The sequence below is a fragment of the Pseudonocardia sp. OZ21 genome (assembly GCF_059359135.1).
In genome coordinates this window covers 203,827-223,541 of the sequence record NZ_JCADBN010000012.1, presented here as the reverse complement: position 1 = coordinate 223,541, position 19,715 = coordinate 203,827, and the positions used below count along the sequence as shown (strand labels likewise).

19 protein-coding genes are annotated in these 19,715 nt (G+C 70.6%); 16 read left to right on the top strand and 3 right to left on the bottom strand.

From position 1 onward, the window contains the following. The first annotated feature begins 10 nt into the window (after positions 1–10). The 9 genes from AC5L35_RS26220 (at position 11) to AC5L35_RS26180 (ending at position 10,068) form a co-directional block, all read left to right on the top strand. The gene (locus tag AC5L35_RS26220) at positions 11–1,150 is read left to right on the top strand and encodes a M24 family metallopeptidase (protein WP_495062359.1); all 1,140 of its coding nucleotides are present in this window, start codon (positions 11–13) and stop codon (positions 1,148–1,150) included. Continuing rightward, entirely contained in the window at positions 1,147–2,211 is a 1,065-nt protein-coding gene (locus AC5L35_RS26215; RefSeq protein ID WP_495062358.1) for an aminopeptidase P family N-terminal domain-containing protein, read from the top strand. Before AC5L35_RS26220 ends, AC5L35_RS26215 begins: the two co-directional genes overlap by 4 nt. Further along, positions 2,208–3,287, top strand: a complete 1,080-nt coding sequence (locus AC5L35_RS26210) for an ornithine cyclodeaminase family protein (protein WP_495062357.1) — start codon at positions 2,208–2,210, stop codon at positions 3,285–3,287. The genes AC5L35_RS26215 and AC5L35_RS26210 overlap by 4 nt, the downstream gene beginning before the upstream one ends. Beyond that, positions 3,284–3,823 (top strand): LeuD/DmdB family oxidoreductase small subunit, encoded by a 540-nt coding sequence (locus AC5L35_RS26205; protein WP_495062356.1) that lies wholly within the window; start codon positions 3,284–3,286, stop codon positions 3,821–3,823. Before AC5L35_RS26210 ends, AC5L35_RS26205 begins: the two co-directional genes overlap by 4 nt. Then, positions 3,816–5,078, top strand: coding sequence for an aconitase/3-isopropylmalate dehydratase large subunit family protein (locus tag AC5L35_RS26200; protein ID WP_495062355.1), 1,263 nt, complete (start codon positions 3,816–3,818; stop codon positions 5,076–5,078). The genes AC5L35_RS26205 and AC5L35_RS26200 overlap by 8 nt, the downstream gene beginning before the upstream one ends. After that, complete coding sequence (locus tag AC5L35_RS26195) at positions 5,075–6,328, top strand: 3-isopropylmalate dehydratase large subunit (RefSeq protein ID WP_495062354.1); 1,254 nt, start codon at positions 5,075–5,077, stop codon at positions 6,326–6,328. Before AC5L35_RS26200 ends, AC5L35_RS26195 begins: the two co-directional genes overlap by 4 nt. After that, positions 6,325–6,855 (top strand): LeuD/DmdB family oxidoreductase small subunit, encoded by a 531-nt coding sequence (locus tag AC5L35_RS26190; protein ID WP_495062353.1) that lies wholly within the window; start codon positions 6,325–6,327, stop codon positions 6,853–6,855. Before AC5L35_RS26195 ends, AC5L35_RS26190 begins: the two co-directional genes overlap by 4 nt. 289 nt (positions 6,856–7,144) lie before the next feature. Further along, on the top strand, positions 7,145–8,764 hold the full coding sequence (locus AC5L35_RS26185) for an ABC transporter substrate-binding protein (protein ID WP_495062352.1): 1,620 nt from the start codon (positions 7,145–7,147) through the stop codon (positions 8,762–8,764). A 125-nt stretch (positions 8,765–8,889) separates the two neighbouring features. After that, the gene (locus tag AC5L35_RS26180) at positions 8,890–10,068 is read left to right on the top strand and encodes a cytochrome P450 (RefSeq protein WP_495062351.1); all 1,179 of its coding nucleotides are present in this window, start codon (positions 8,890–8,892) and stop codon (positions 10,066–10,068) included. Positions 10,069–10,071: 3 nt separating this feature from the next. Here the strand turns inward: AC5L35_RS26180 and AC5L35_RS26175 are convergent, their stop codons facing one another. Beyond that, a complete protein-coding gene (locus AC5L35_RS26175) occupies positions 10,072–10,494 on the bottom strand; it encodes a nitroreductase family deazaflavin-dependent oxidoreductase (protein ID WP_495062350.1) in 423 nt (140 codons plus the stop codon). 125 nt (positions 10,495–10,619) lie between these two features. Between AC5L35_RS26175 and AC5L35_RS26170 the strand changes: the two genes are divergently transcribed. Genes AC5L35_RS26170 through AC5L35_RS26160 form a run of 3 tightly spaced genes read left to right on the top strand, consistent with a single transcriptional unit; the run spans position 10,620 to position 13,601 of the window. Next, on the top strand, positions 10,620–11,006 hold the full coding sequence (locus AC5L35_RS26170) for a DUF6394 family protein (RefSeq protein ID WP_433273187.1): 387 nt from the start codon (positions 10,620–10,622) through the stop codon (positions 11,004–11,006). A gap of 10 nt (positions 11,007–11,016) precedes the next feature. Continuing rightward, a complete protein-coding gene (locus AC5L35_RS26165) occupies positions 11,017–12,822 on the top strand; it encodes a potassium channel family protein (RefSeq protein ID WP_495062349.1) in 1,806 nt (601 codons plus the stop codon). 2 nt (positions 12,823–12,824) lie between these two features. After that, positions 12,825–13,601 (top strand): DUF427 domain-containing protein, encoded by a 777-nt coding sequence (locus tag AC5L35_RS26160; RefSeq protein ID WP_495062348.1) that lies wholly within the window; start codon positions 12,825–12,827, stop codon positions 13,599–13,601. A 106-nt stretch (positions 13,602–13,707) separates the two neighbouring features. On the opposite strand, the gene AC5L35_RS26155 is transcribed toward AC5L35_RS26160, so the two are convergent. Then, entirely contained in the window at positions 13,708–14,529 is an 822-nt protein-coding gene (locus AC5L35_RS26155) for a DUF2382 domain-containing protein (RefSeq protein ID WP_495062347.1), read from the bottom strand. A 630-nt stretch (positions 14,530–15,159) separates the two neighbouring features. Between AC5L35_RS26155 and AC5L35_RS26150 the strand changes: the two genes are divergently transcribed. From AC5L35_RS26150 to AC5L35_RS26135, 4 genes are all read left to right on the top strand, one after another. Further along, positions 15,160–16,236, top strand: a complete 1,077-nt coding sequence (locus AC5L35_RS26150; RefSeq protein ID WP_495062346.1) for a PRC-barrel domain-containing protein — start codon at positions 15,160–15,162, stop codon at positions 16,234–16,236. A 181-nt stretch (positions 16,237–16,417) separates the two neighbouring features. Continuing rightward, positions 16,418–16,594 (top strand): hypothetical protein, encoded by a 177-nt coding sequence (locus AC5L35_RS26145; protein ID WP_495062345.1) that lies wholly within the window; start codon positions 16,418–16,420, stop codon positions 16,592–16,594. A gap of 156 nt (positions 16,595–16,750) precedes the next feature. After that, positions 16,751–18,031 (top strand): aspartate kinase, encoded by a 1,281-nt coding sequence (locus AC5L35_RS26140; RefSeq protein ID WP_495062344.1) that lies wholly within the window; start codon positions 16,751–16,753, stop codon positions 18,029–18,031. Positions 18,032–18,195: 164 nt separating this feature from the next. Continuing rightward, positions 18,196–19,029 (top strand): alpha/beta fold hydrolase, encoded by an 834-nt coding sequence (locus tag AC5L35_RS26135; protein WP_495062343.1) that lies wholly within the window; start codon positions 18,196–18,198, stop codon positions 19,027–19,029. A gap of 389 nt (positions 19,030–19,418) precedes the next feature. Here AC5L35_RS26135 and AC5L35_RS26130 read toward each other — a convergent pair whose 3' ends face one another. Then, positions 19,419–19,640 (bottom strand): hypothetical protein, encoded by a 222-nt coding sequence (locus tag AC5L35_RS26130; RefSeq protein WP_495062342.1) that lies wholly within the window; start codon positions 19,638–19,640, stop codon positions 19,419–19,421. Positions 19,641–19,715: the final 75 nt, after the last annotated feature.

Genomic DNA, 19,715 nt, shown 5'->3' with positions numbered 1-19,715 from the left:
AGGAAACGACGTGAACGGAGCAGACGACGCAGAGCAGGGGCTGCGCTATTCCAGAGTGCGCGCGGCGATGGCCGAGAACGGCCTGGACCTGCTGCTCGCGTACGGACCGGGGTGGCGCCGGGAGAACATCCGCTACCTGACCGACGCCCGGGTCACCGGCAGTGCCGCACTGGTGCTGGTGCCTGCGGCAGGAGAGCCGGCGGCGTTCTCCGTGCGGCCCTCCGACCTGGGCGTGATCGCGCAGCGCGGCTGGGTCACCGACGTGGTGCGCTTGGACTTCCCCGCGTCAACGGTGCTGGTCGAGCGCCTGCGCGACCTCGCCCCGTCCCGGATCGGGGTGGCTCACCTCGAGCTGTTGCCGCAGGCGATCGCCGACGCGATCGCCAAGGGCGCCCCCGGTGCGGAGGTCGTGTCGGCCACCGGCCTGCTCGACGACGCGCGGATGGTCAAGAGCGACTGGGAGCTCGCGCAGATGCGCCGGTCGGCCGCCGTCTGCGCGGCGGGCTGGCAGAAGTTCGTCGACGTGCTGGAGCCGGGCCTGCCCGAGTACCGCATCGTCGCCGAGGTCGAGGCGGAGCTGAAGCGCCTCGGGGCCGAGGACAACTTCATGCTCATCGCCTCCGGGGGCGACGAGGTGATGGGGATGACGCCGCCCGGCCCGCGGCTGCTCGAAGAGGGCGACATGGTGCGCACCGAGCTCACCCCGCAGATGAACGGCTACTGGCTCCAGATCTGCCGCTCGGCGGTGGTCGGGAAGGCGAGCGACGCCCAGCGCCGCTCGTTCGACCTGTTCAACGAGGCCGTGGAGGCCGGGCTCTCGGTCGTGCGACCGGGGATCACCGCGCACGAGGTGGCGGTGGCGGAGAACGACGTGTTCCGCAAGCACGGCTACGGCGAGTACTGCACGGCCAAGTACACGCGCGTGCGGGGCCACGGGCACGGGCTGCACCTGGACGAGACGCCGATCATCGAGGGCAACCACACGGTGCTGCCGGAGCGGGCCGTGTTCATCGTCCACCCGAACACCTACACGCCGATCGCCGGCTACCACGTGCTGGGCGACCCGGTGGTGGTCACCGCCACCGGCTACGAGGTGCTGATCGAGACGGAACGGGTGCTCTTCGAGACCCCGCAGGGGGTTGCAGCATGAAGCGCGGTCTCGTCGTACTGGACGCGGCGGAGGTGCCGGAGCAGGAGCGCCCCGACCGGGTCGCGCGGCTGCAGCGGCGCCTCGCGGACGAGGGGGTGACGATCGGGCTCGTCTACGCCGACGTCCACCGCTCCGACGATCTCGGCTACCTCACCAACCTGTGCATCTACTGGAACGAGGGCATCCTCGCGGTGCCTGCCGACGGCGAGCCCGCGTTCCTGATGAAGCTGTCGCCGCGGGTGCACGGGTGGATGCGGCGCTCGTCGACGCTGACCGACCTGCGCAGCGGCAAGGGGTTCACCGCACTCGTGCAGGGGCTGGTCGAGAGCACGGAGCCCGGCGTGATCGGCCTCGTCGACGCGGCACTGTGGCCCGCCACCGCCGTGGAGGAGGTGCGGGCCGCCGCTCCCGGCTGGGAGGTGCGCCCGCTCGGAGGGCTCGTGCGCGAGCAGCGGCTCGTCCCGTCGGCGGCGGAGCTGGGCCTGCTCGGCCGCGCCGCTGCCCACCTGCGGAGCGCCCTGGACGCCGGCACCGCTCCCGACCTGCCGGACGGCGAGCGCATCGCGATCCTCGAACAGTTCCTGCGCGGTGCCGGCTACACCGACCTGATGGTCGAGGTCGTGCACGGCCCGGACGGCGTGTCGGCCGTGGAGGTGACCGGGCAGTACCGGTTCGGCTGGCTGCGTGTCGCCCGCCTCGTCGCTCCCCATGCGGGTGTGGCGCTGCCGTCCTGGGCGGCCGCGGTGCAGAACGCGCTGGCCGCGGCCCGGGGCGCCGTCGCGCCCGGGGTGCGGGCCGCCGTGCCCGCCGCAGCCGCGGAGAACGCGTTCACCACCGGGCTCCCGTCCGGGGCCGTCCTGCACACCACGGTCGTGCACCAGGCCGACCTGTCCACCGGTGGTGACTACGCGAGCTCCGACGAGGAGCTGTCGCTGGGTGCCGTGGTGGTGGTCGGGGTGGAGGTCCTCCTCCCCGACGGCGGCCGCGTGGCCGTCGCCGACACCGTCCGCGTCGGTGTGACCGGCGCGGAAGACCTCGATGCCGAGGAGCAGCACGCATGAGAGTTCTGTCGAACGCCGACATCGAGCAGGTGCTCACGCCGGAGGAGTGCCTCACCGCGCTGGAGTCCGCCTATGTGGAGCTGGCTCAGGGCAAGGGCGCGAACCGCCCGCGCAACCACACCTACTTCCCGGTGGAGGACGCCCGGCACCCCGGGTTCCGGTTCCGGTTCAAGTCGCAGGAGGGCGGCACGGTCGGCAGCGGCGTGTGGGCCCTGCGGATCACCTCCGACATCGCGGGCGTCGAGACGCTGGCCAACGGCGTGCAGCGCCGCCGCCTGATCCCCGCGGCGCCGGGCGGGCGGTACGTCGGGCTCGTGACGCTCTACAGCATGACCACGCTGGAGCCGCTCGCGATCCTGCATGACAGCGTCGTGCAGAAGATGCGGGTCGGCGCCACCTCGGCGCTCGGCATCCGCGAGCTGGCGAGCGAGGACGTCACCGTGGCGGGGATGTTCGGTTCCGGCTGGCAGGCGGAGTCGCACCTGGAGTGCCTGCTGATGGTGCGCCCGGAGATCGAGGAGGTGCGGGTCTACAGCCCCACCCCCGGCAACCGGGAGAAGTTCGCCGCCACCTGGAGCGAGCGCACCGGGCGGCGGATCGTGGCGGTGGACGAGCCGCGCGGCGCCGTCGAGGGCTGCCGGATCGTCACCTGTGCCACCGCGGCGATGGACCCCTGCTTCGAGGGTGCCTGGCTGGAGCCGGGCAGCCACGTCACGGCGATCACCTCGCCGGACGGCACCGCCACCCGCCGCGAGCTGGACGACGCCACGTTCGACCGCGCCGACCGCATCGTCGTGCTCTCCCGCGAGCAGGTGCACCACGACAAGCAGTACGACATCCTCGGCCCGGTCGACCGCGGCCGGATGAGCTGGGACGACATCCACGAGCTGGGCGACCTGCTGGCCGGCACTGCTCCCGGCCGCACCCGCGCCGACGAGACCACGATCTTCGCCAACAACACGGGCATGGGCCTGCAGTTCGCCGCGGTGTGCGCCAGGGCTCTTGCGTTGGCGGAGGAGCGCGGCCTGGGGCACGAGGTGCCGACGGACTGGTTCCTCGAGGAGACGTCGCCGTGAGTGAGCTTGCGAACGAACCATCGGGACGGCGCGGGTCAGTGGTCGGTGGGACGGCGATCGTCTTCGGTGACGACGTCAACACCGACGTGATCATCCCGGGTCGCTATCTCGTCAGCATCGACCCGGCCGAGCTGGCCGAGCACGCGTTCGAGCCGCTCGGGCCGGAGCTCCAGCAGCGGCTGCGGGCGAGCGACGTGGTGGTGGCCGGGCGGAACTTCGGCTGCGGCAGCGCCCGCGAGCAGGCCTCGACGTGCCTCATCGGGGCCGGGATCAGCGCCGTCGTCGCGCGGTCGTTCTCGCGGGTGTTCTTCCGCAACGCGATCAACACCGGCCTGGTGGCCGTGGAGTGCCCCGACGCCGTCGACGCCGTCGAGGACGGGGCCGAGGTGCTGGTCGACTACGGCGCGGGCACGGTCTCGGTGGGCGGGCGGAGCTTCGGCTTCGCCCCGTACCCGCCGGGCCTGCAGGTGATCCTCGAGGCCGGCGGGCTGATCCCGCACCTCATGCAGCAGGCGAAAGCAGGACAACGTGGGTAAGTCGTTCGCGCAGAAGGCCCTGGAGCGGGCGTCGGGGGAGAAGGACCTGGTTCCCGGCCAGATCGTCGACGCCTTCCCCGACCTCTACATGAGCCACACGGCCAGCTGGCGCTGCATCCGCACGCTGGAGCGGATGGGCGTCGACGAGCTGTACGACGTCGACCGGATCGCCATGGTGATGGATCACATCTCCCCGGCGGACAACGCGAAGACGGCGGGCTACCACGCGCTGTGCCGGGAGTTCGCCGACCGGATGGGCGTGCGCAAGTTCTTCGACGTCAACGCGGGGATCGCGCACGTCGTGCTGATGGAGCGCGGGCTGATCAAGCCCGGCGAACTGATCATCGGCACCGACTCGCACTCCACGATCTACGGCGCGCTGGGCGCGCTCGGCACCGGCGTGGGCTTCAGCGAGATCACGGCCACCTGGGTCACGGGCAAGCTCTGGATGAAGGTGCCGGAGTCGATCAAGGTGGAGGTCGACGGGCCGCTCGCGCGGGGCACGTACCCCAAGGACGTGATGCTGCGCCTGATCGGCGACGTCGGGGCCGACGGCGCCACGTACTGCTCGGTGGAGTTCCACGGCACCTACGTCGAGCAGATGTCGGTGTCCGAGCGGATGACGCTGTGCAACCTCGCGATGGAGATGGGGGCGAAGAACGCCTTCGTCCCCCCGGACGACACCGCGCTCGCCTACCTCGACGGGGCAGGCGCCGACCGCGGCTCGTACGAGGTGCTGCTGCCCGACCCGGATGCGGAGTACCGGCAGGTCGAGCGCGTGGACGGTCGGTCCCTCGTTCCGCAGGTGGCGGTGCCGCACACCGTGGACAACGTGGTGGGGGTGGACGAGGTCGCGGGCACGAAGGTCGACCAGGTGTTCATCGGCTCGTGCGCCAATGCGAAGTACGACGACCTCGCGATCGCGGCGGAGGTGCTCGCGGGCAACACGGTGGCGCCAGGTGTGCGGCTGATCGTCACGCCGGCGTCGAGCATGATCATGGCGAAGGCCGCGTCCGACGGGATCGTCTCGACGTTGCTCGAGGCCGGAGCGCTCATCACGAACCCCGGCTGCGGGGCGTGTGCCGGCAGCGGCGGCGCGATGGCCGACGGAGAGGTCACCTTCTCCACGGCGAACCGCAACTTCCAGGGCCGGATGGGCAGCTACCAGAGCAGCATCTACCTGGGCAGCCCGGCCACGGCGGCGGCGTCGGCGATCCGTGGGGTCATCAGCAACCCGCAGGAGCTGCTGGCATGAACATGGTGGAGAAGATCCTCGCGCGGGCGAGCGGACGGCCGTCGGTGGAGCCGGGCGACGTGGTGGTGGCCGAGGTCGACCTGCTGATCATGCACGACCTGAGCGGGTGGCTCACGAGCCGCGTGTTCGACAAGCAGGTCGGCGGGCCGGTGCGCCATCCCGACCGGGTGGCGATGGTGTTCGACCACCACTACTCCCCGCCCACCGAGGACGCCGCGGACATGTTGGCGGCCAACCGCGAGTGGGCGCGGCGCAACGGCATCCACCTGTTCGACTGCGGCAACGGCAACATCCACCACACCGTGGTGCGGCGCGGACTGGTCCGGCCGGGTGCGATCGTCGTCGGGTCGGACAGCCACACGCCGGTGCACGGCGCCCTCGGCGCGTTCGCCGCCGCGCTGGGCAACGACTCCCACGCCGGCACCGTGCTGCCGTACGGGAAGGCGTGGTTCCGGGTGCCCGAGACGGTTCGGGTGGAGCTCGTCGGCACCCCGCCTCCGGGCACCACCGCGCGGGACGTCGCGCTGTGGCTCGTCGGGCAGATCGGCGAGGGCGGGCTGATCTACGCGGCCGTCGAGTTCGCCGGCCCGTACGTCAAGGAGCTGTCGTTCTGGGACCGGTGGCTCTTCCCGCTGCTGTGCGTCGACCTCGGCGCAAAGTGCAGCTTCGTGGAGCCCGACGAGGTGACCGAGGAGTTCGTCCGCTCCCTCCCGCCCGGGGCCGCCGACCGGCTGGAGCACAGCGACGGCGGCGAGGCCGCCCGCGTGCTGCGGTTCGACGTCGGCGGGGTGGCGCCCCAGGTGGCGTACCCGCCCACGGTCGGCAACCTCGCCGACGTCTCGGCTCTGGCCGGCACGCCGGTGCAGTACGCGGAGCTGGGCGGGCACGCCGGCGGGCGCCTGGAGGACTTCCGGGCCGCCGCCGAGGTGCTGCAGGGGCGCCGGGTGCATCCGGACGTCCGGTTCAACGTGGTGCCGTCGAGCCGGGAGGTCTTCACCGAGGCCGTCCGGGAAGGGCTCGTGCTCGCGCTGCACGAGGCGGGGGCCACGTGGTTCCCGCCGAGCACGGGCTCCAACCAGGCCTACAACATGGGGGCGATGGCCGCGGGGGAGTCGATGATCTCGACCCACGCCCGCAACTTCCCCGGCCGCAACGGCAGCGCGGAGGCGAACATGTACCTGGCCGCTGCACGGACCGTGGCGGCGTCGGCCGTCACCGGCACGATCACCGATGCACGGGAGCTCGCATGACCACCGTCGACGTCCCCGTGCTGCAGGCCCGCGGGCGGTGCTGGACGTTCGGGGACAACATCCCCACCGACCGGCTGGTGAAGACGAAGTACGTCGTCGAGCCGATGTCCGTGATCGTGCAGCACGTGCTGGAGGACCTGAACCCGCGCTTCCCGCTGGAGGTTCGGCCGGGCGACATCGTAGTGGCCGGCAAGCACTTCGGGCAGTCGTCCGGGCGGGCGATCGCGGTGAAGGCGCTCAAGGCCACCGGCATCGGCTGCGTCGTCGCCGACACGTTCGCGCGCACCTTCTACCGCAACGCGTTCGAGGTCGGCCTGCCGGTGCTGGAGCTGCCCGGTGTCTCCGAACTGGTCACCGAGGGGGACGTCCTCGCGGTCGACGTGGCCGCGGGCACGTTCCGCAACGAGGCGACCGGGCAGGAGCGCACCGTCGCACCACCGGACGCGTTCCTGCTGGAGATGCTGCTGGCAGGTGGCCTGATCCCGCTGGCCAAGGTGCGCACCGACCTCTTCGACCCCGCCGGCTGATCGCCGCGAGATCCGGCTGTTCGCCCCGCCCCGGGCCGACAGCCGGATCTCGCGACCGATGTCGCTCCCGGACAGCGACAGGTGTCCTGGATCCGGCGCGACCGGAGCCACCCCAACTTGTCACCAGGATCGTTAACAATCTGGTTGCCAATGGATCACCGGGGTGCCTATGCTCCTGACGCCCCCGGTGACCGGCCTGCAGAGCCGCGCCCCCCTCCCGTGGAGCGTGAGGTCGCAGTGCGACGTCCCGTCGATCGGTGGCGGAAACTCGATGAGGAGTTGACGAGCCATGCGGTTGCGATCCCGTTCGTCCCGAACCTTCGCGGCGATAGCCGTAGCACTCTCCGTCGCCCTGGTGGCGGCGGCATGCGGTGAGGTCAAGCAAGGTGCTCCAGGCACCACGATCCAGGCGGTCAACGCCTACGGCGGGAACTTCGCCACGGAGGGGACGCCCAAGAAGGGCGGCACGCTGCTGGTCGGCGAGGACCGCGAGATCATCGGCTTCGACCCCACGGTCCAGAACCAGAACCCGGCCGCCTCTGCGATCTACGACTCGCTGCTGAAGGCCAAGCCCGACGGCACCGTCGAGCCGTTCCTGGCCAAGTCGATGGACACCTCCGACAACGGCAAGACCTGGACGATGGGCCTGCGCCCCGGCGTGAAGTTCTCCGACGGCACGCCCTTCGACGCCCAGGCGGTGATGATCAACGTCCAGCGGCACATCGACAGGGCCAGCTCGCCGGCCCACCCGGCTGCTGCCCTGATCGCCACGATGACCGCTCCGGACCCGCAGACCGTGGTCTTCACGCTGAAGCAGGCGATGGGCGACTTCGCCCTCAACTTCGGGGGCGCGTTCTTCGGCGGCACGCTCGGGATGATCATCTCTCCCGCGGCGCTGCAGAAGTACGGCGACCAGATCGCGAGCCACCCGGTCGGCGCCGGCCCGTTCACCTTCGTCAGCTGGACCCGCGACTCCAAGCTGGTGCTGACCCGCAACCCCGACTACTGGCAGCCCGGCCTGCCCTACCTGGACGGCATCGAGTTCCGCCCGCTCCCCGACACGGAGACGCGGTACTCCTCGATCCAGAACGGAGACGTCGACATGATCTTCGGCGGCTACAACCAGGAGCTCGTGCGTGGCCTGGCCAACCCGAACCTCAACGTCTACTACGGGCCGGGCAGCGCGGGCGAGTACATGTACTTCAACCTGACCAAGGCGCCCTTCGACGACCGGAACATGCGCGAGGCGATCATCAGGGCGATCGATCTCAGAGCCCTGTCCGCCAGCCAGTACAACAACCAGATGATCCCGGCGAAGAGCCTGTTCATCGAGGACAGTCCCTTCCACACCCAGGCCGCCTCCGACGAGTGGCCCACGTTCGACCAGGCGAAGGCCAAGCAGCTCGTCGACGCCTACCGGGCATCGGGCGGGAACCCGGACTTCACGTTCAAGACGACCACCGCCCGCCAGGCCTTCGCCGAGTTCATCCAGGCCCAGATGGCCGCGATCGGGATCAAGGTCGACATCAAGACCTACGACCTGGCGCAGTTCTCCTCATCGGTGCTGCAGGGCAACGACTTCCAGCTCACGAGCTGGGTCGGCCCCTTCGACTACCCCGACCCCGCGGCGGCGCGGATCCTGTCCACCACCGGCACCGGCAACTACGGCAAGTACTCCAACCCGCAGGTCGACCAGTGGCTGACCGACGCCGCCGAGACCACCGACCCGGCCCAGCGGACGAAGGACTACCAGCAGGTGGAGCTCCAGGTCGGCAAGGACCTGCCGCTGGCCTTCTTCACCCGCAGCTACCTGTCCACGATCACGAAGAAGGACGTGAAGGGCATTGACCGGTTCATCCTGCGGGACATGTGGTACGCCACGACCTGGCTGGACCGGACGGCCCCGTGAGGCGGGCGCTGAGAGAAGTCTGAGGTCCGTCGGCGACGGACAGTGGCGCCGGGTGGGTCGGGTCGGGTACCGAGAGGGCACGAGCCGACGCCACCCGGCGCCGCTCCGATCGAAGGGACTCCGGGATGACGCAGGCACGCCCGATGCCGATCCACATGCGGCGTGACGGCTTCGACCCGCCGGCGGAGCTCTCGGAGGTGCAGGCCACCACGGGCCTCACCCGGATCGAGACGTTGTTCGGGTTCTCGGCGTGGGTCGTCACCCGCTACGCCGAAGTCCGTGAGGTGCTGGCCGACGCGGTGCGCTTCAGCAACGGCAGGCGCCCGCCCGGGTTCCCCGGCCTCGCCGGGGCCGACACCGAGGGATCGCTGCTGCTCAGCGACCCGCCCGAGCACACCCGGCTGCGGAAGCTCCTGAGCCCGGAGTTCACCGTGCGGCGGATCCGGCGGCTGGAGCCGAGGATCACCGAGATCGTCGAGGACCATCTGGCGGCGATGGAGCAGGCCGGGCCACCCGCCGACCTGGTGGAGTCGTTCGCGCTGCCCGTGCCGTCGCTGGTGATCTGTGAGCTGCTCGGCGTCCCCTACGCCGATCGTGGGGAGTTCCAGGGACGGGCGCGCCGCCAGCTCGACGTGTCGCTCGACCTGGAGGTGCGCGCGCAGGCGCGGGTCGAGTCGCGGGCGTTCATGGCCGAGCTGGTGGCGCGGGCGCGCGTCGAGCCGGGGGACGACCTGCTCGGCATGCTCGTGCGGGAGCACGGTGACGAGCTCACCACCGGCGAGCTCACCGGTATCGCGAGCCTGCTCCTCATCGCAGGCCACGAGACCACCGCCAACACCATCGGCCTCGGTGTCCTCGCCCTGCTGCGCGACCCCGACCAGCTCCGGCTGGTGCGCGACCGGCCCGACGGCGTCGAGGCAGCGGTGGAGGAGCTGCTGCGCTTCCTCTCGGTGGTGCACAGCGGCGTGCCGCGGTTCGCGAACGAGGACACCGAGCTCGCCGGTGAGCGGATCGCGGCGGGCGACCTGGTGATCCTGTCGCTGCCGGTCGCCAACCGCGACCCCGCCCTCGGTCAGGACCTCGACCGCCTCGACGTCACCCGCGTCGTCACCCGGCACGTGGCGTTCGGGCACGGGGTGCACCACTGCCTGGGAGCGCCGCTGGCCCGCGCCGAGCTGCGCATCGCCCTCCCCGCGCTCCTGCAGCGCTTCCCGTCGCTCGCCCTCGCCGATCCCACCGCCGAGGTGGAGTTCCGCTCCTACAACGTCGTCTACGGGGTGGGGTCCCTGCCGGTCACCTGGTGACGCTCACGCCCTCGTCACCACCACGACCGGGATGACGCGGTCGGTGGCGGCCTCGTGGTCGGCGAAGAAGGGGTAGCTCTCCTTCAACACGGTCCAGAGGCGTTCGCGCTCCTCGCCCGTGGCGGCCACAGCCGTGGCCTCGTAGGTCTCCTCGCCCACCTCCACGGTGACGTGGGGATCGGCCTCGAGGTTGAGGTACCACTCGGGATGGCGCGGTGCCCCCATGTTGGACGCGATGAGGAGCAGCCGTTCGCCGTCGGGATGGAACATCATCGGCGTGGTGCGCCGCTGCCCGGTGCGGCGTCCCGTGGTGGTGACCAGGACGAGGCGTTCGCGCTGCATGCCGGGGATCTCGCCACCGGCCCGGAACTGCTCGATCGTCCGGCGGTTGATCTCCGCCATGTCGGTGATGTCCGGTCTGCTCATCCGTCCTCCGTGTCTCGATCCGCCCGATCAGGGACATGATGGCCTGTTCATCCGACATGCGAGGACACCTCGCGTTAGCGTGACCCGCGGCGCGGCCGCGCCCGTCCCGACCGGGGGTGCTGCGGATGAACCTCGAGAAGGTGGTCTTCGGCTTCTTCGTGCTGCTGGCCGCCACCCTGAACTTCGGCTTCTTCATCGGCGACATCGCCAACCCCGCGCTGCACAACATCTACGAGCTGTTCGCGGCGGTCGTCGTCAGCCTGATCGCCACGGTCCTCAAGTTCGGCGACCGCACGCAGATCGGCGCCGTGCACCTGGCCACGAGCCTGGTGGCCGACCTGCAGCTCATTGCCGCGGCGCTGGCCTGGACCTACGCGGCCCACATCTCGACCGACGGGCTGACCCCCTCCGCGATGGCCAGCGTCGTGTCCCTGTCGGGCGGCGCGCTGTTCGCGAACGTCGTCTCGGTGGTGCTGCTCGTCGTCGAGACCGTCTCGTACCACCGCCGGTAGGGGTGCTCCGGTGGGCAATCCACTGCTCTCGTTCTGGTGGCGTCTCTTCGGCCAGGACGAGCAGCGGACGGGCCGGCTACGCAGGCGCATCCCGATGGCGTCGGCGGTGCAGGCCTCGGCCACGATCTTCCTGATCCTGCGCCGGATGCGCGTGCCTCTCATCGTCCTGATCACGATCTTCGCGGTGGCCGTGCTCGGCCTGACCCTCGTACCCGGCCGCACGGCCGAGGGGCTGTCGTACCGGATGACGTTCTTCGACGCCTTCTACTTCATGAGCTACACCGCCTCGACGATCGGCTTCGGCGAGCTGCCCTACACGTTTACCGACGCCCAGCGGCTGTGGGTGACCGCCACGATCTACCTGACGGTCATCGGGTGGGCCTACGCGATCGGCTCGCTGCTCGCGCTCGTGCAGGACCGGGCGTTCCGCCAGGCGCTCGCCCTGCAGCACTTCACGCGGAAGGTGTCGCGGCTGCGCGAGCCGTTCCTGCTGATCGTGGGGTACGGGCGCACCGGTGAGCTGCTCGGTCGGTCGTTCGACGCGCTCGGCAGGCGGTTCGTCGTGGTCGACGTCGAGAACGAACGCATCGACGGGCTCGACCTCGACCCGTACCACGCGGACGTGCCCGGGCTGGTGGCCGATGCCCGCGACCCGGGTCATCTCGGCGTGGCGGGGCTCGGCAACCCGCACTGCGAGGCCGTGCTGGCTCTCACCAACGACGACGAGGCGAACCTCGCCGTCACGATGACGGCAGCCCTGTTGCGGCCGGACCTGCCGGTCATCGCGCGCACGGTCTCCACCGTGATCGCCGAGCGGATGCACGCCTTCGGTACCCCCACGGTCGTCAACCCCTTCGACCGGTTCGGCGACCACCTGCGGATCGCGCTGCGCGCGCCCGCCACCTACCAGCTGATCACGTGGCTGGAGAGCGGGCCGGGGGCCGAGCTGCCGCCGCGCGCGAGGCCGCCCGCCGAGGGCCGCTGGGTGGTGTGCGGGTACGGCAGGCTGGGCCGCGAGATCGTCGAGGACCTGCAGGCCGAGGGCCTGGACGTGACCATCATCGATCCCGTCGCCGACCGCCCGGCTGACGCGGAGGAGGAGACCACCCTCGTCTCCGGCCACGGGTTCGAGCCCGCGGTGCTGGAGGGGGCAGGCGTGGCGGACGCGGTCGGGTTCGTCGCGGGCACGGACAACGACACGAGCAACCTGTCGCTCATCGCCGCCGCCCGGCGGGCCAACCCGTCGATCTTCGTGGCGGCGCGGCAGAACCGCCCGTCCAGCGGGCCGCTGTTCGCCGTGATGGACGTCGACTCGCTGCTCGTGCCGACCGAGGTGGTGGCCCACGAGGTGTTCGCGCAGCTCAGCACCCCGTTGCTGTGGCGCTTCCTGCGGGAGGTGCCCCACCGGGACGACCGCTGGGCGGCTGCGCTCGTCGACCGGATGACCGAGCAGTGCAGCCGGCACCTGGAGTCGCTCTGGAAGATCCGGCTCACCCACGACGAGGCGCCCGCGCTCACCGGGTGGCTGGCAGCCGGCGATGCGCGGATGGGTGATCTCCTGCGCGACCCCGACGTCCGCGAGGAGCGGCTGGACGTGGTGGTCCTGATGATCCTCCGGGCCGGCGAGTGCCTCGTGACGCCCGACGACGACACGGTGCTCGCCACGGGCGACGAGCTGCTCCTGGCCGGGCGCCCCGCGGCGCGCCGCGCGCTGGACACGACCCTGGTCGTCGACGGGGCGCTGCAGTACGTGGTCACCGGCAGGCATGTCCCGGCCGGCTGGATCTGGCGCCGCTTCTCCCGGAAACAGGGGTAAGCATGGACAGCATGCGCGACTACCCGCAGTCGATGACCCCGCCAGAGGGCATCGAGCCCGTGCCCCGGAGGGTTCGTGCCGTGCTCGGCGGCCGGGTGGTGCTCGACACCGTCCACGCCCTCTACGTCTGGGAGTGGCCGTTCTACCCCCAGTACTACATCCCACTGTCCGACGTGGACCCGGACGTGCTCGTCGACGAGCAGCACGTCCAGCGGGTGAGCCGCGGCGTCACCCGGCTCCACGGGCTGCGCGTCGGCGACACCGAGCGTCCGGGGTCGGCCCGCGTGTACACCGACGAGGCCGTGGAAGGGCTCGCCGCGACCGTGCGGTTCGACTGGGCCGCCATGGACTCCTGGTTCGAGGAGGACGAGCAGGTCTTCGTCCACCCCCGCAACCCCTACACCCGGGTGGACGCGCTGCGCTCCACCCGCACCGTGCGGGTCGAGCTCGACGGTGTGGTGCTGGCCGAGTCGTCGGCGCCGGTGATGGTGTTCGAGACCGGCCTGCCCACCCGCTACTACCTCGACCGCACCGCCGTGCACTTCGAGCACCTGGAGCCGAGCGACACGGTCACCCCGTGCCCGTACAAGGGCCGGACCAGCGAGTACTGGTCGGTGCGCATCGGCGACCAGCTGTACCCCGACCTGGCGTGGGCCTACGACTTCCCGACCGCGGCGCTGCTGCCGATCGCCGGCCTGGTGGCGTTCTACAACGAGAAGGTCGACGTCGTCCTGGACGGTGAGCCCCAGCCGCGGCCGACGACGCACTTCGTCCGCTGACGGGATCGCGGGCCACCGGGCAACCTGGGAGGCGCTGCCGGTCCGGTGACGGCCGCACACGTCCGTGCCCCCGGCCGAACGTCGGCCGGGGGCACGGCTCGCCAGGTCAGCGGCGGTGCTGACCCTCGCTCGCGGTGTCGTCGAGGTCGATCTCCTCCTTGCGGACCTCCCCGCCCACGGTCTGCTGCTCGGTCACCGTCTCGGTACCGACCCGCACCCGCTCCACCGGCACGGCCTCCGTGCCCACGACCGGCCGCTCCTCGCGCAGGACGACCTCGTGCTCCTCCTCCGAGATCGCGGGGCCGTCATGGGCGTCACCACGGTTGGCGTCGGTAATGGGCTCCCGCTCGACGCGGAGCTCCTCCCGGCTGACGGGCACCTGAACCTGCTGGTGCTCAGTGACCACGTGCTTGCGCAGCCGAGCCCGCCCGGCCTCGTGGGTCTCGGTGCCGACCCGTAGCCGCTCCTCCGACCGGGTCATGGCGTCGTCGGTGGTCGGACCTGAGGTGTCCCGGCCGACCGCGGTGCTCACCTTGTCGTCGTACACGCCGTCGCCGTCGCGGTCCCGGTCCGAGTGCCGGTCCCCGGTCGTACCGGCGACCTGGTCCCGTCGTCCGTACTCGATGCCGTAGTGGCGGTAGAGCTGCTCCTCCTCCTGAGGCGACAGGTGGCTGTCCTCGCTGATGTGCGGCGCGTCCTTCACCGTCGCCTTGTCGTAGGCCACGGTCACCCGGTCACCTCCGTGCTCGGCGCCCTCCACCGGAACGAAGCTCTCGCCGGTTCCGAAGAGCCCGGTGTGGACAGTGACCCACGAGGGCTGCTCGGTCTCGTCGTCGAAGTAGACCTGACCGACCTTTCCGATCTTGTCACCGGAGCGGTCGTATGCTGTCGATCCGATCAGGTCGCGCAGGTCGTTCCCTGAAGTCATGTGCTGAGTTCTCCTCTTGTGGTGGTTCCAGCAGCCGTGGCACCGGACCGGCTGTGCCGGAGTGCTCTGCTGCGTCTCCTTCGGGCGCGGCGGACTTACCCGCGCCGACCCCACACACACGAGAAATCATTACAAATCTGGCTCGGATCGCCATTGATGCGCTGAATGCCTGAAATTCATTCCGGCAACTGGTGGAAGATCGCGCGACCAATTGTTCCCCGTTGACGGCGAGCGCCGGGCCACCGCGAACGGCGTCCCCCAGGTCGGGAGTGGCCCCGCGTGAACAGGCAGCCCCCCCGGGGTATGTCCCCGCCACTGCGCCGGCCTGCTCGACGCAACCGCCGGAAACACCAGCCGGAAGGATCGCCGGCATACCCACCTGATCCATGCTGACGCTCTTCTCCACCGGTGTCCTCGGGACGCACCCCGTCGCCGGCGTCGCGGCAGGCCGCCGGGCGGCCCGGGAGAACTGATCGCGTCGCTCTTCCGTCGTCTCGCCGGAATCGATTGAGGGCATTCCCTCCGGTTCGCCATGATTTCCCGCCTGCGTGGGTAGACCGGCACCAGCACTCGCCACAGCCGAACCGGTGCCACGGCTCCCGGACACCGCCGCAGGAGGGAGTTCAACCGATGACGTCCGGGAACGAGTTGCGCGACCTGGTCGGATCGACGGCGTACGACCGGGCAGGCGAGAAGATCGGGACGGTCGGTCAGGTCTACGTCGACGACGACACCGGGCAGGCCACCTGGGTCACCGTCCAGACCGGGCTCTTCGGCACCTGCGAGAGCTTCGTCCCGGTGGAGGGCGCCGAGTTCGGCGACGAGCGGATCACCCTGGCCTACGGCAGGGCGACGGTGAAGGACGCCCCCTTCATCTGCGAGGACACCCACCTGTCCCCGCAGGAGGAGGAACAGCTCTACCGCCACTACGGCATCGAGTACGAACGCCGGGCCCCGGCGGCGGGTACGGCGGATCCCGACCGCGACGGCGTGGACGCCGGCGTGGACGACGGCGAGGCGACCACCGCACTCGCCTCTGACACGGTCGTGGAGACCTCGCGTGATCAGGCACTTCCCGGGTATGCCCCCGGCTGCGACGCCGAGGTGCGGCGTCGGCAGTGGAAGGGGCAACCTGACATGTCACAGCGCAACACCGTGGTGCGAAGTCTGAACGACCTGGGGCTGGCCGCCTGGTTCGGTGGCTCACTGGCCGGTGCCGTCGCCGTCAACGGAGCCGCCGCCGACGTTCCGGACGAGAAGCAGCGACTCCGGGTTGCCAACGCCGGATGGGCCCGCTGGACCCCGGTGAACCTGGTCGCGATCATCATCCATCTCGTGGGGGCGACCGGGCTCCTCCTCGGCAACAAGGGAAGGGTGGCCACGCAGCAGGGCGTCGGAGCCACCTCGACCGCCAAGTCGGCCGTGACCGGTGCCGCGCTCGCGGTGACCGCCTACAGCCGGCTGCTGGGCTGGAAGCTCCAGCGGGCGGAGGGCACGCCGATCGAGGGCGGCACGGACCCTGCCACCGACACCCCGCCCGACATCGCGAGGACCCAGCAGCAGCTGGCGGTGTGCCAGTGGGTCATCCCCGCGCTGACCGGAGCCCTCGTCGTGCTCAACGCCGTGCACGGCGAGCAGCAGCGCCCGACGCAGGTGGTGTTCGGGGTCCTCGCGAAGCTCGCCCGTGTGTTCCCCGGTCGAGAGTGATTGAGCGCTCATGCAGCAGTACCGAACCGTTACGCCAGTAGGCGCGTACTAACCAACGAGGGGGAGTTCCACCCCGCACTACGCGGGGAGGTCCCATGGTGACGATGCGCCGCTCCGATGGAATCTCGTCGGATGCGACCACCGCGGGCATTTGACCCGCCGTGCGGAGACGAGGTGAACGATGTTCGGTGAACGTGCAGGGAACCGGCTTTCCGAGCTGGACAGCCACGACCGGCGCCGTACCTGGGAGAACGTCTACGACGACGGGTCGCGGGCCGAGCTGATGCCGTACCGGAGCGAGCTTCTTCGGCTCGACGAGTGTGGGCCGGCATCAGGGCAGGATCCTCATGTGCTCTGAGAACGCACCCGACCGCCGGACGGGGGATGACACCCGGCGGTCGGGCGAGCACACCATCAATCTGCTGGTCTCGCTCCAGCAGGCTCCTCCTCCACACAGCAAGGCGGTGTTCCCGCAAGGGATGGGGACACGGCACCACCAGGGGAGGATCTTCGGATGAGCACGCGCAACACGTTTGAGGTGGCCATCGAGGGGGGCCGGCGGGCAACCGCCGCGCCGGCGGCGCCGCTCGTGTGGAAGTTCGGCGGGACCTCCGTCGCCGACCACGACCGCCTGCGCGCGGTGGCCGAACGCATGGTCGCCGCACAGCGCTCCGGCCGCGGGGTCGTCGCGGTCCTCTCCGCGATGGGCAAGTCCACCGACAAGCTCGTCGACCAGGCGTACGCGATGTCGTCGAGGCCGCCTCTGCGGGAGCTCGACGCCCTGCTGTCGGTCGGTGAGTCGATCTCCTGCGCGCTGGCGTCGATGGCGGTGGCCGAGCTGGGCTCCCACGCGGTGTCGCTCACGGGGCCGCAGGCCGGTATCAGCACCGACGCCCGGCACGGCAACGCCCGGCTGGTCGGCATCGATCCCCAGCGCATCAACGACGCACTGGCCGATGGGGCGATCGTGCTGGTCACGGGCTTCCAGGGGATCGCGCCCGACGGCGACGTGACGACGCTGGGCCGTGGCGGCTCGGACGCTTCGGCGGTCGCCGTTGCGGCGGCGCTGAACGCCGGCGAGTGCGAGATCTTCACCGATGTCCCGGCCGTGTTCACCGCCGACCCCCGGGTGGTTCCCGACGCGCGCAGGCTGTCGTCGATCCGGCACGAGGAGATGCTCGAGATGGCCGAGGCCGGAGCCGCGGTGCTGCAGCCGCGTTCGGTCGAGCTGGCGCTGGCGCACGGCGTGGACATCCACCTGCGTTCGAGCTTCAGCACCGAGGAAGGCACCTGGATCCGGCGCGAGGCGGCCGGCTTCGAGGGGACCGCCGAGGTCGCCGGGATCGCGCACCGGCGGGAGGAGAGCCTCTTCGCCGTCGACGGCGCAGGTGCCGGGGTGGTCGCGGCGGCTCTCGCCGAGCGGGCCATCACCGTGGGTGCCATCGTCCCGACCACCTCCGGGGTCCAGTTCACCGCTCCGGGTGCCGACCCCGTCGAAGTCACCGCCGCGCTCGACGCGGTCGATCTCGCCGCGAAGGTCGACGAGGATCTGGGTTCGGTCTCGGTGGTGAGCCTCGGCGTGGCTCGCAAGCCCGACATCCCGGTTCGCGCGCTGGCCGCCCTCGAGGCGGGTGGCATCACCCCGCGGCTGGTCACCACGACTCCCGGCCGGATCACCGTTGCGGTGTCCTCGTCCCGGGTCGACGACGCGGTGCGGCTGCTGCACGAGACCTTCGTGCCCGCCGCCGCAAGCGCGACGGTCTCCGACCTGCACTCGCCGGCTGACGCCGCCTGATGGCGGTGCCTCCGACATCCGCGGGAACGGCGTCGCGCGACCGGGCGCACGCCCTGCGCCCGGTCGGGCGACGAACCCGGCAGAAGCGCGATGACGTGCGACAACAGTCGAAAACTCGCGTATAGCTTGGCGCTGCTCGTACCGGACCGACCCAGGAGATGCGGATGCCCTACATCACCGTTGGCCAGGAGAACTCGGGATCGATCGACCTGTACTACGAGGACCACGGCTCGGGTCAGCCGGTCGTCCTGATCCACGGCTTCCCGCTCAACGGCGCGTCATGGGAGAAGCAGACACCGGTCCTGCTCGACGCCGGCTACCGCGTCATCACCTACGACCGGCGGGGCTTCGGCAAGTCCAGCCAGCCCGCGGACGGCTACGACTACGACACCTTCGCCGCCGACCTCAAGACGCTGATCGACGCCCTCGACCTGCGCGACATCGTGCTCACCGGCTTCTCGATGGGCACCGGCGAGGTCACGCGGTACATCGGCCGCTACGGCACCGAGCGGGTGGCCAAGGCCGCCCTCTTCGGTCCGATCCCGCCGTTCCTGCTGCAGACCGACGACAACCCCGAGGGGGTACCGGGGAGCGTCTTCGAGGGGTTCAAGGACGCGATCCGCAAGGACCGCCCCGCGTACCAGAAGGCGTTCCTCGACGAGTTCTACAACGTCGACAAGCTGGGCGGCACCCGGATCAGCGAGCAGGCGTGGCAGGCCAGCTTCATCACCGCGGTCGGGGCCTCGGCCATCGGGACCCTGCGCTGCGTCGACTCCTGGCTGACCGACTTCCGAGACGACCTGCCGAAGTTCGACGTCCCCACCCTGGTCGTCCAGGGCGTCGAGGACCGGATCCTGCCCATCGACTCCACCGGGAGGCGGCTGCCGGCACTCATCAAGGACGCGCGCCTCGTGGAGATCGAGGACGGTCCGCACAACATCGGCTGGACCCACTCCGAGGAGCTGAACAAGGCGTTCCTCGACTTCCTCGGACAGTAGCGCGGCCGGGCGAGCGATTAGCGGACTCTCTGCACGGGGGGAACGGTGATTGCTCCCAGTACCGGGAATATCGCAGCCAGTGAAAAGAGAAATGTGTAGGACCCGTCACTGAGCGTCAAAGTCGCGGGCGCGATGGCCGGGGCGACGTACACGCCCAGCCCGAGTCCGGCCACCGCCATGACGACGAGGAAGTCACCGAAGCCGGCCGCGTCGGCGATGAGGAACAGAGCGAGGCCGAAGATCTTGCGGCAGCCGGTGACGTCGGACAGCGCGAAGTCCGGACGGCGGCGCGGGTCGACGGCAAATGAGCGCGAACTCCCGGACGGACCACGGGGGTTTGCCGGCGGGGTCCAGCCGGCGGTCCGGCAACGAGGCCGTGAACAGCAGGATCAGCGGGCCGCCGACCGCGCCCGGAACCACGAACATGGCAAGGACCTGGGGGAGACGAGTTGCACGAGATACGTGCCGGCGACCACGCCCACCGGCAGGCACAGGCCGAACGCGCCGGCCGTCGTACCGCGCTGCGTCACCGGCACCTGGTCGGCGAGCATCGCGCCGACCCCCGCCACCCTGCCGAGCGCGTAGCTGGTACGAATCGGGGTCCGACCCACGGGTTGCTTCTACCGGGTGGATCCAGGGAATTCGTGCATCGGGCGGTACCAGTTTCAGTGAATGCGCGGTATGGG

Bases quoted from the DNA above. Each gene is read 5' to 3' on its own strand.
- AC5L35_RS26150 (WP_495062346.1), top strand. From the start codon at position 15,160: ATGACGTCCGGGAACGAGTTGCGCGACCTGGTCGGATCGACGGCGTAC.
- AC5L35_RS26180 (WP_495062351.1), top strand. From the start codon at position 8,890: ATGACGCAGGCACGCCCGATGCCGATCCACATGCGGCGTGACGGCTTC.
- AC5L35_RS26145 (WP_495062345.1), top strand. From the start codon at position 16,418: ATGTTCGGTGAACGTGCAGGGAACCGGCTTTCCGAGCTGGACAGCCAC.
- AC5L35_RS26135 (WP_495062343.1), top strand. From the start codon at position 18,196: ATGCCCTACATCACCGTTGGCCAGGAGAACTCGGGATCGATCGACCTG.
- AC5L35_RS26210 (WP_495062357.1), top strand. From the start codon at position 2,208: ATGAGAGTTCTGTCGAACGCCGACATCGAGCAGGTGCTCACGCCGGAG.
- AC5L35_RS26140 (WP_495062344.1), top strand. From the start codon at position 16,751: ATGAGCACGCGCAACACGTTTGAGGTGGCCATCGAGGGGGGCCGGCGG.
- AC5L35_RS26175 (WP_495062350.1), bottom strand. From the start codon at position 10,494: ATGAGCAGACCGGACATCACCGACATGGCGGAGATCAACCGCCGGACG.
- AC5L35_RS26195 (WP_495062354.1), top strand. From the start codon at position 5,075: ATGAACATGGTGGAGAAGATCCTCGCGCGGGCGAGCGGACGGCCGTCG.
- AC5L35_RS26170 (WP_433273187.1), top strand. From the start codon at position 10,620: ATGAACCTCGAGAAGGTGGTCTTCGGCTTCTTCGTGCTGCTGGCCGCC.
- AC5L35_RS26155 (WP_495062347.1), bottom strand. From the start codon at position 14,529: ATGACTTCAGGGAACGACCTGCGCGACCTGATCGGATCGACAGCATAC.
- AC5L35_RS26185 (WP_495062352.1), top strand. From the start codon at position 7,145: ATGCGGTTGCGATCCCGTTCGTCCCGAACCTTCGCGGCGATAGCCGTA.
- AC5L35_RS26215 (WP_495062358.1), top strand. From the start codon at position 1,147: ATGAAGCGCGGTCTCGTCGTACTGGACGCGGCGGAGGTGCCGGAGCAG.
- AC5L35_RS26160 (WP_495062348.1), top strand. From the start codon at position 12,825: ATGGACAGCATGCGCGACTACCCGCAGTCGATGACCCCGCCAGAGGGC.
- AC5L35_RS26190 (WP_495062353.1), top strand. From the start codon at position 6,325: ATGACCACCGTCGACGTCCCCGTGCTGCAGGCCCGCGGGCGGTGCTGG.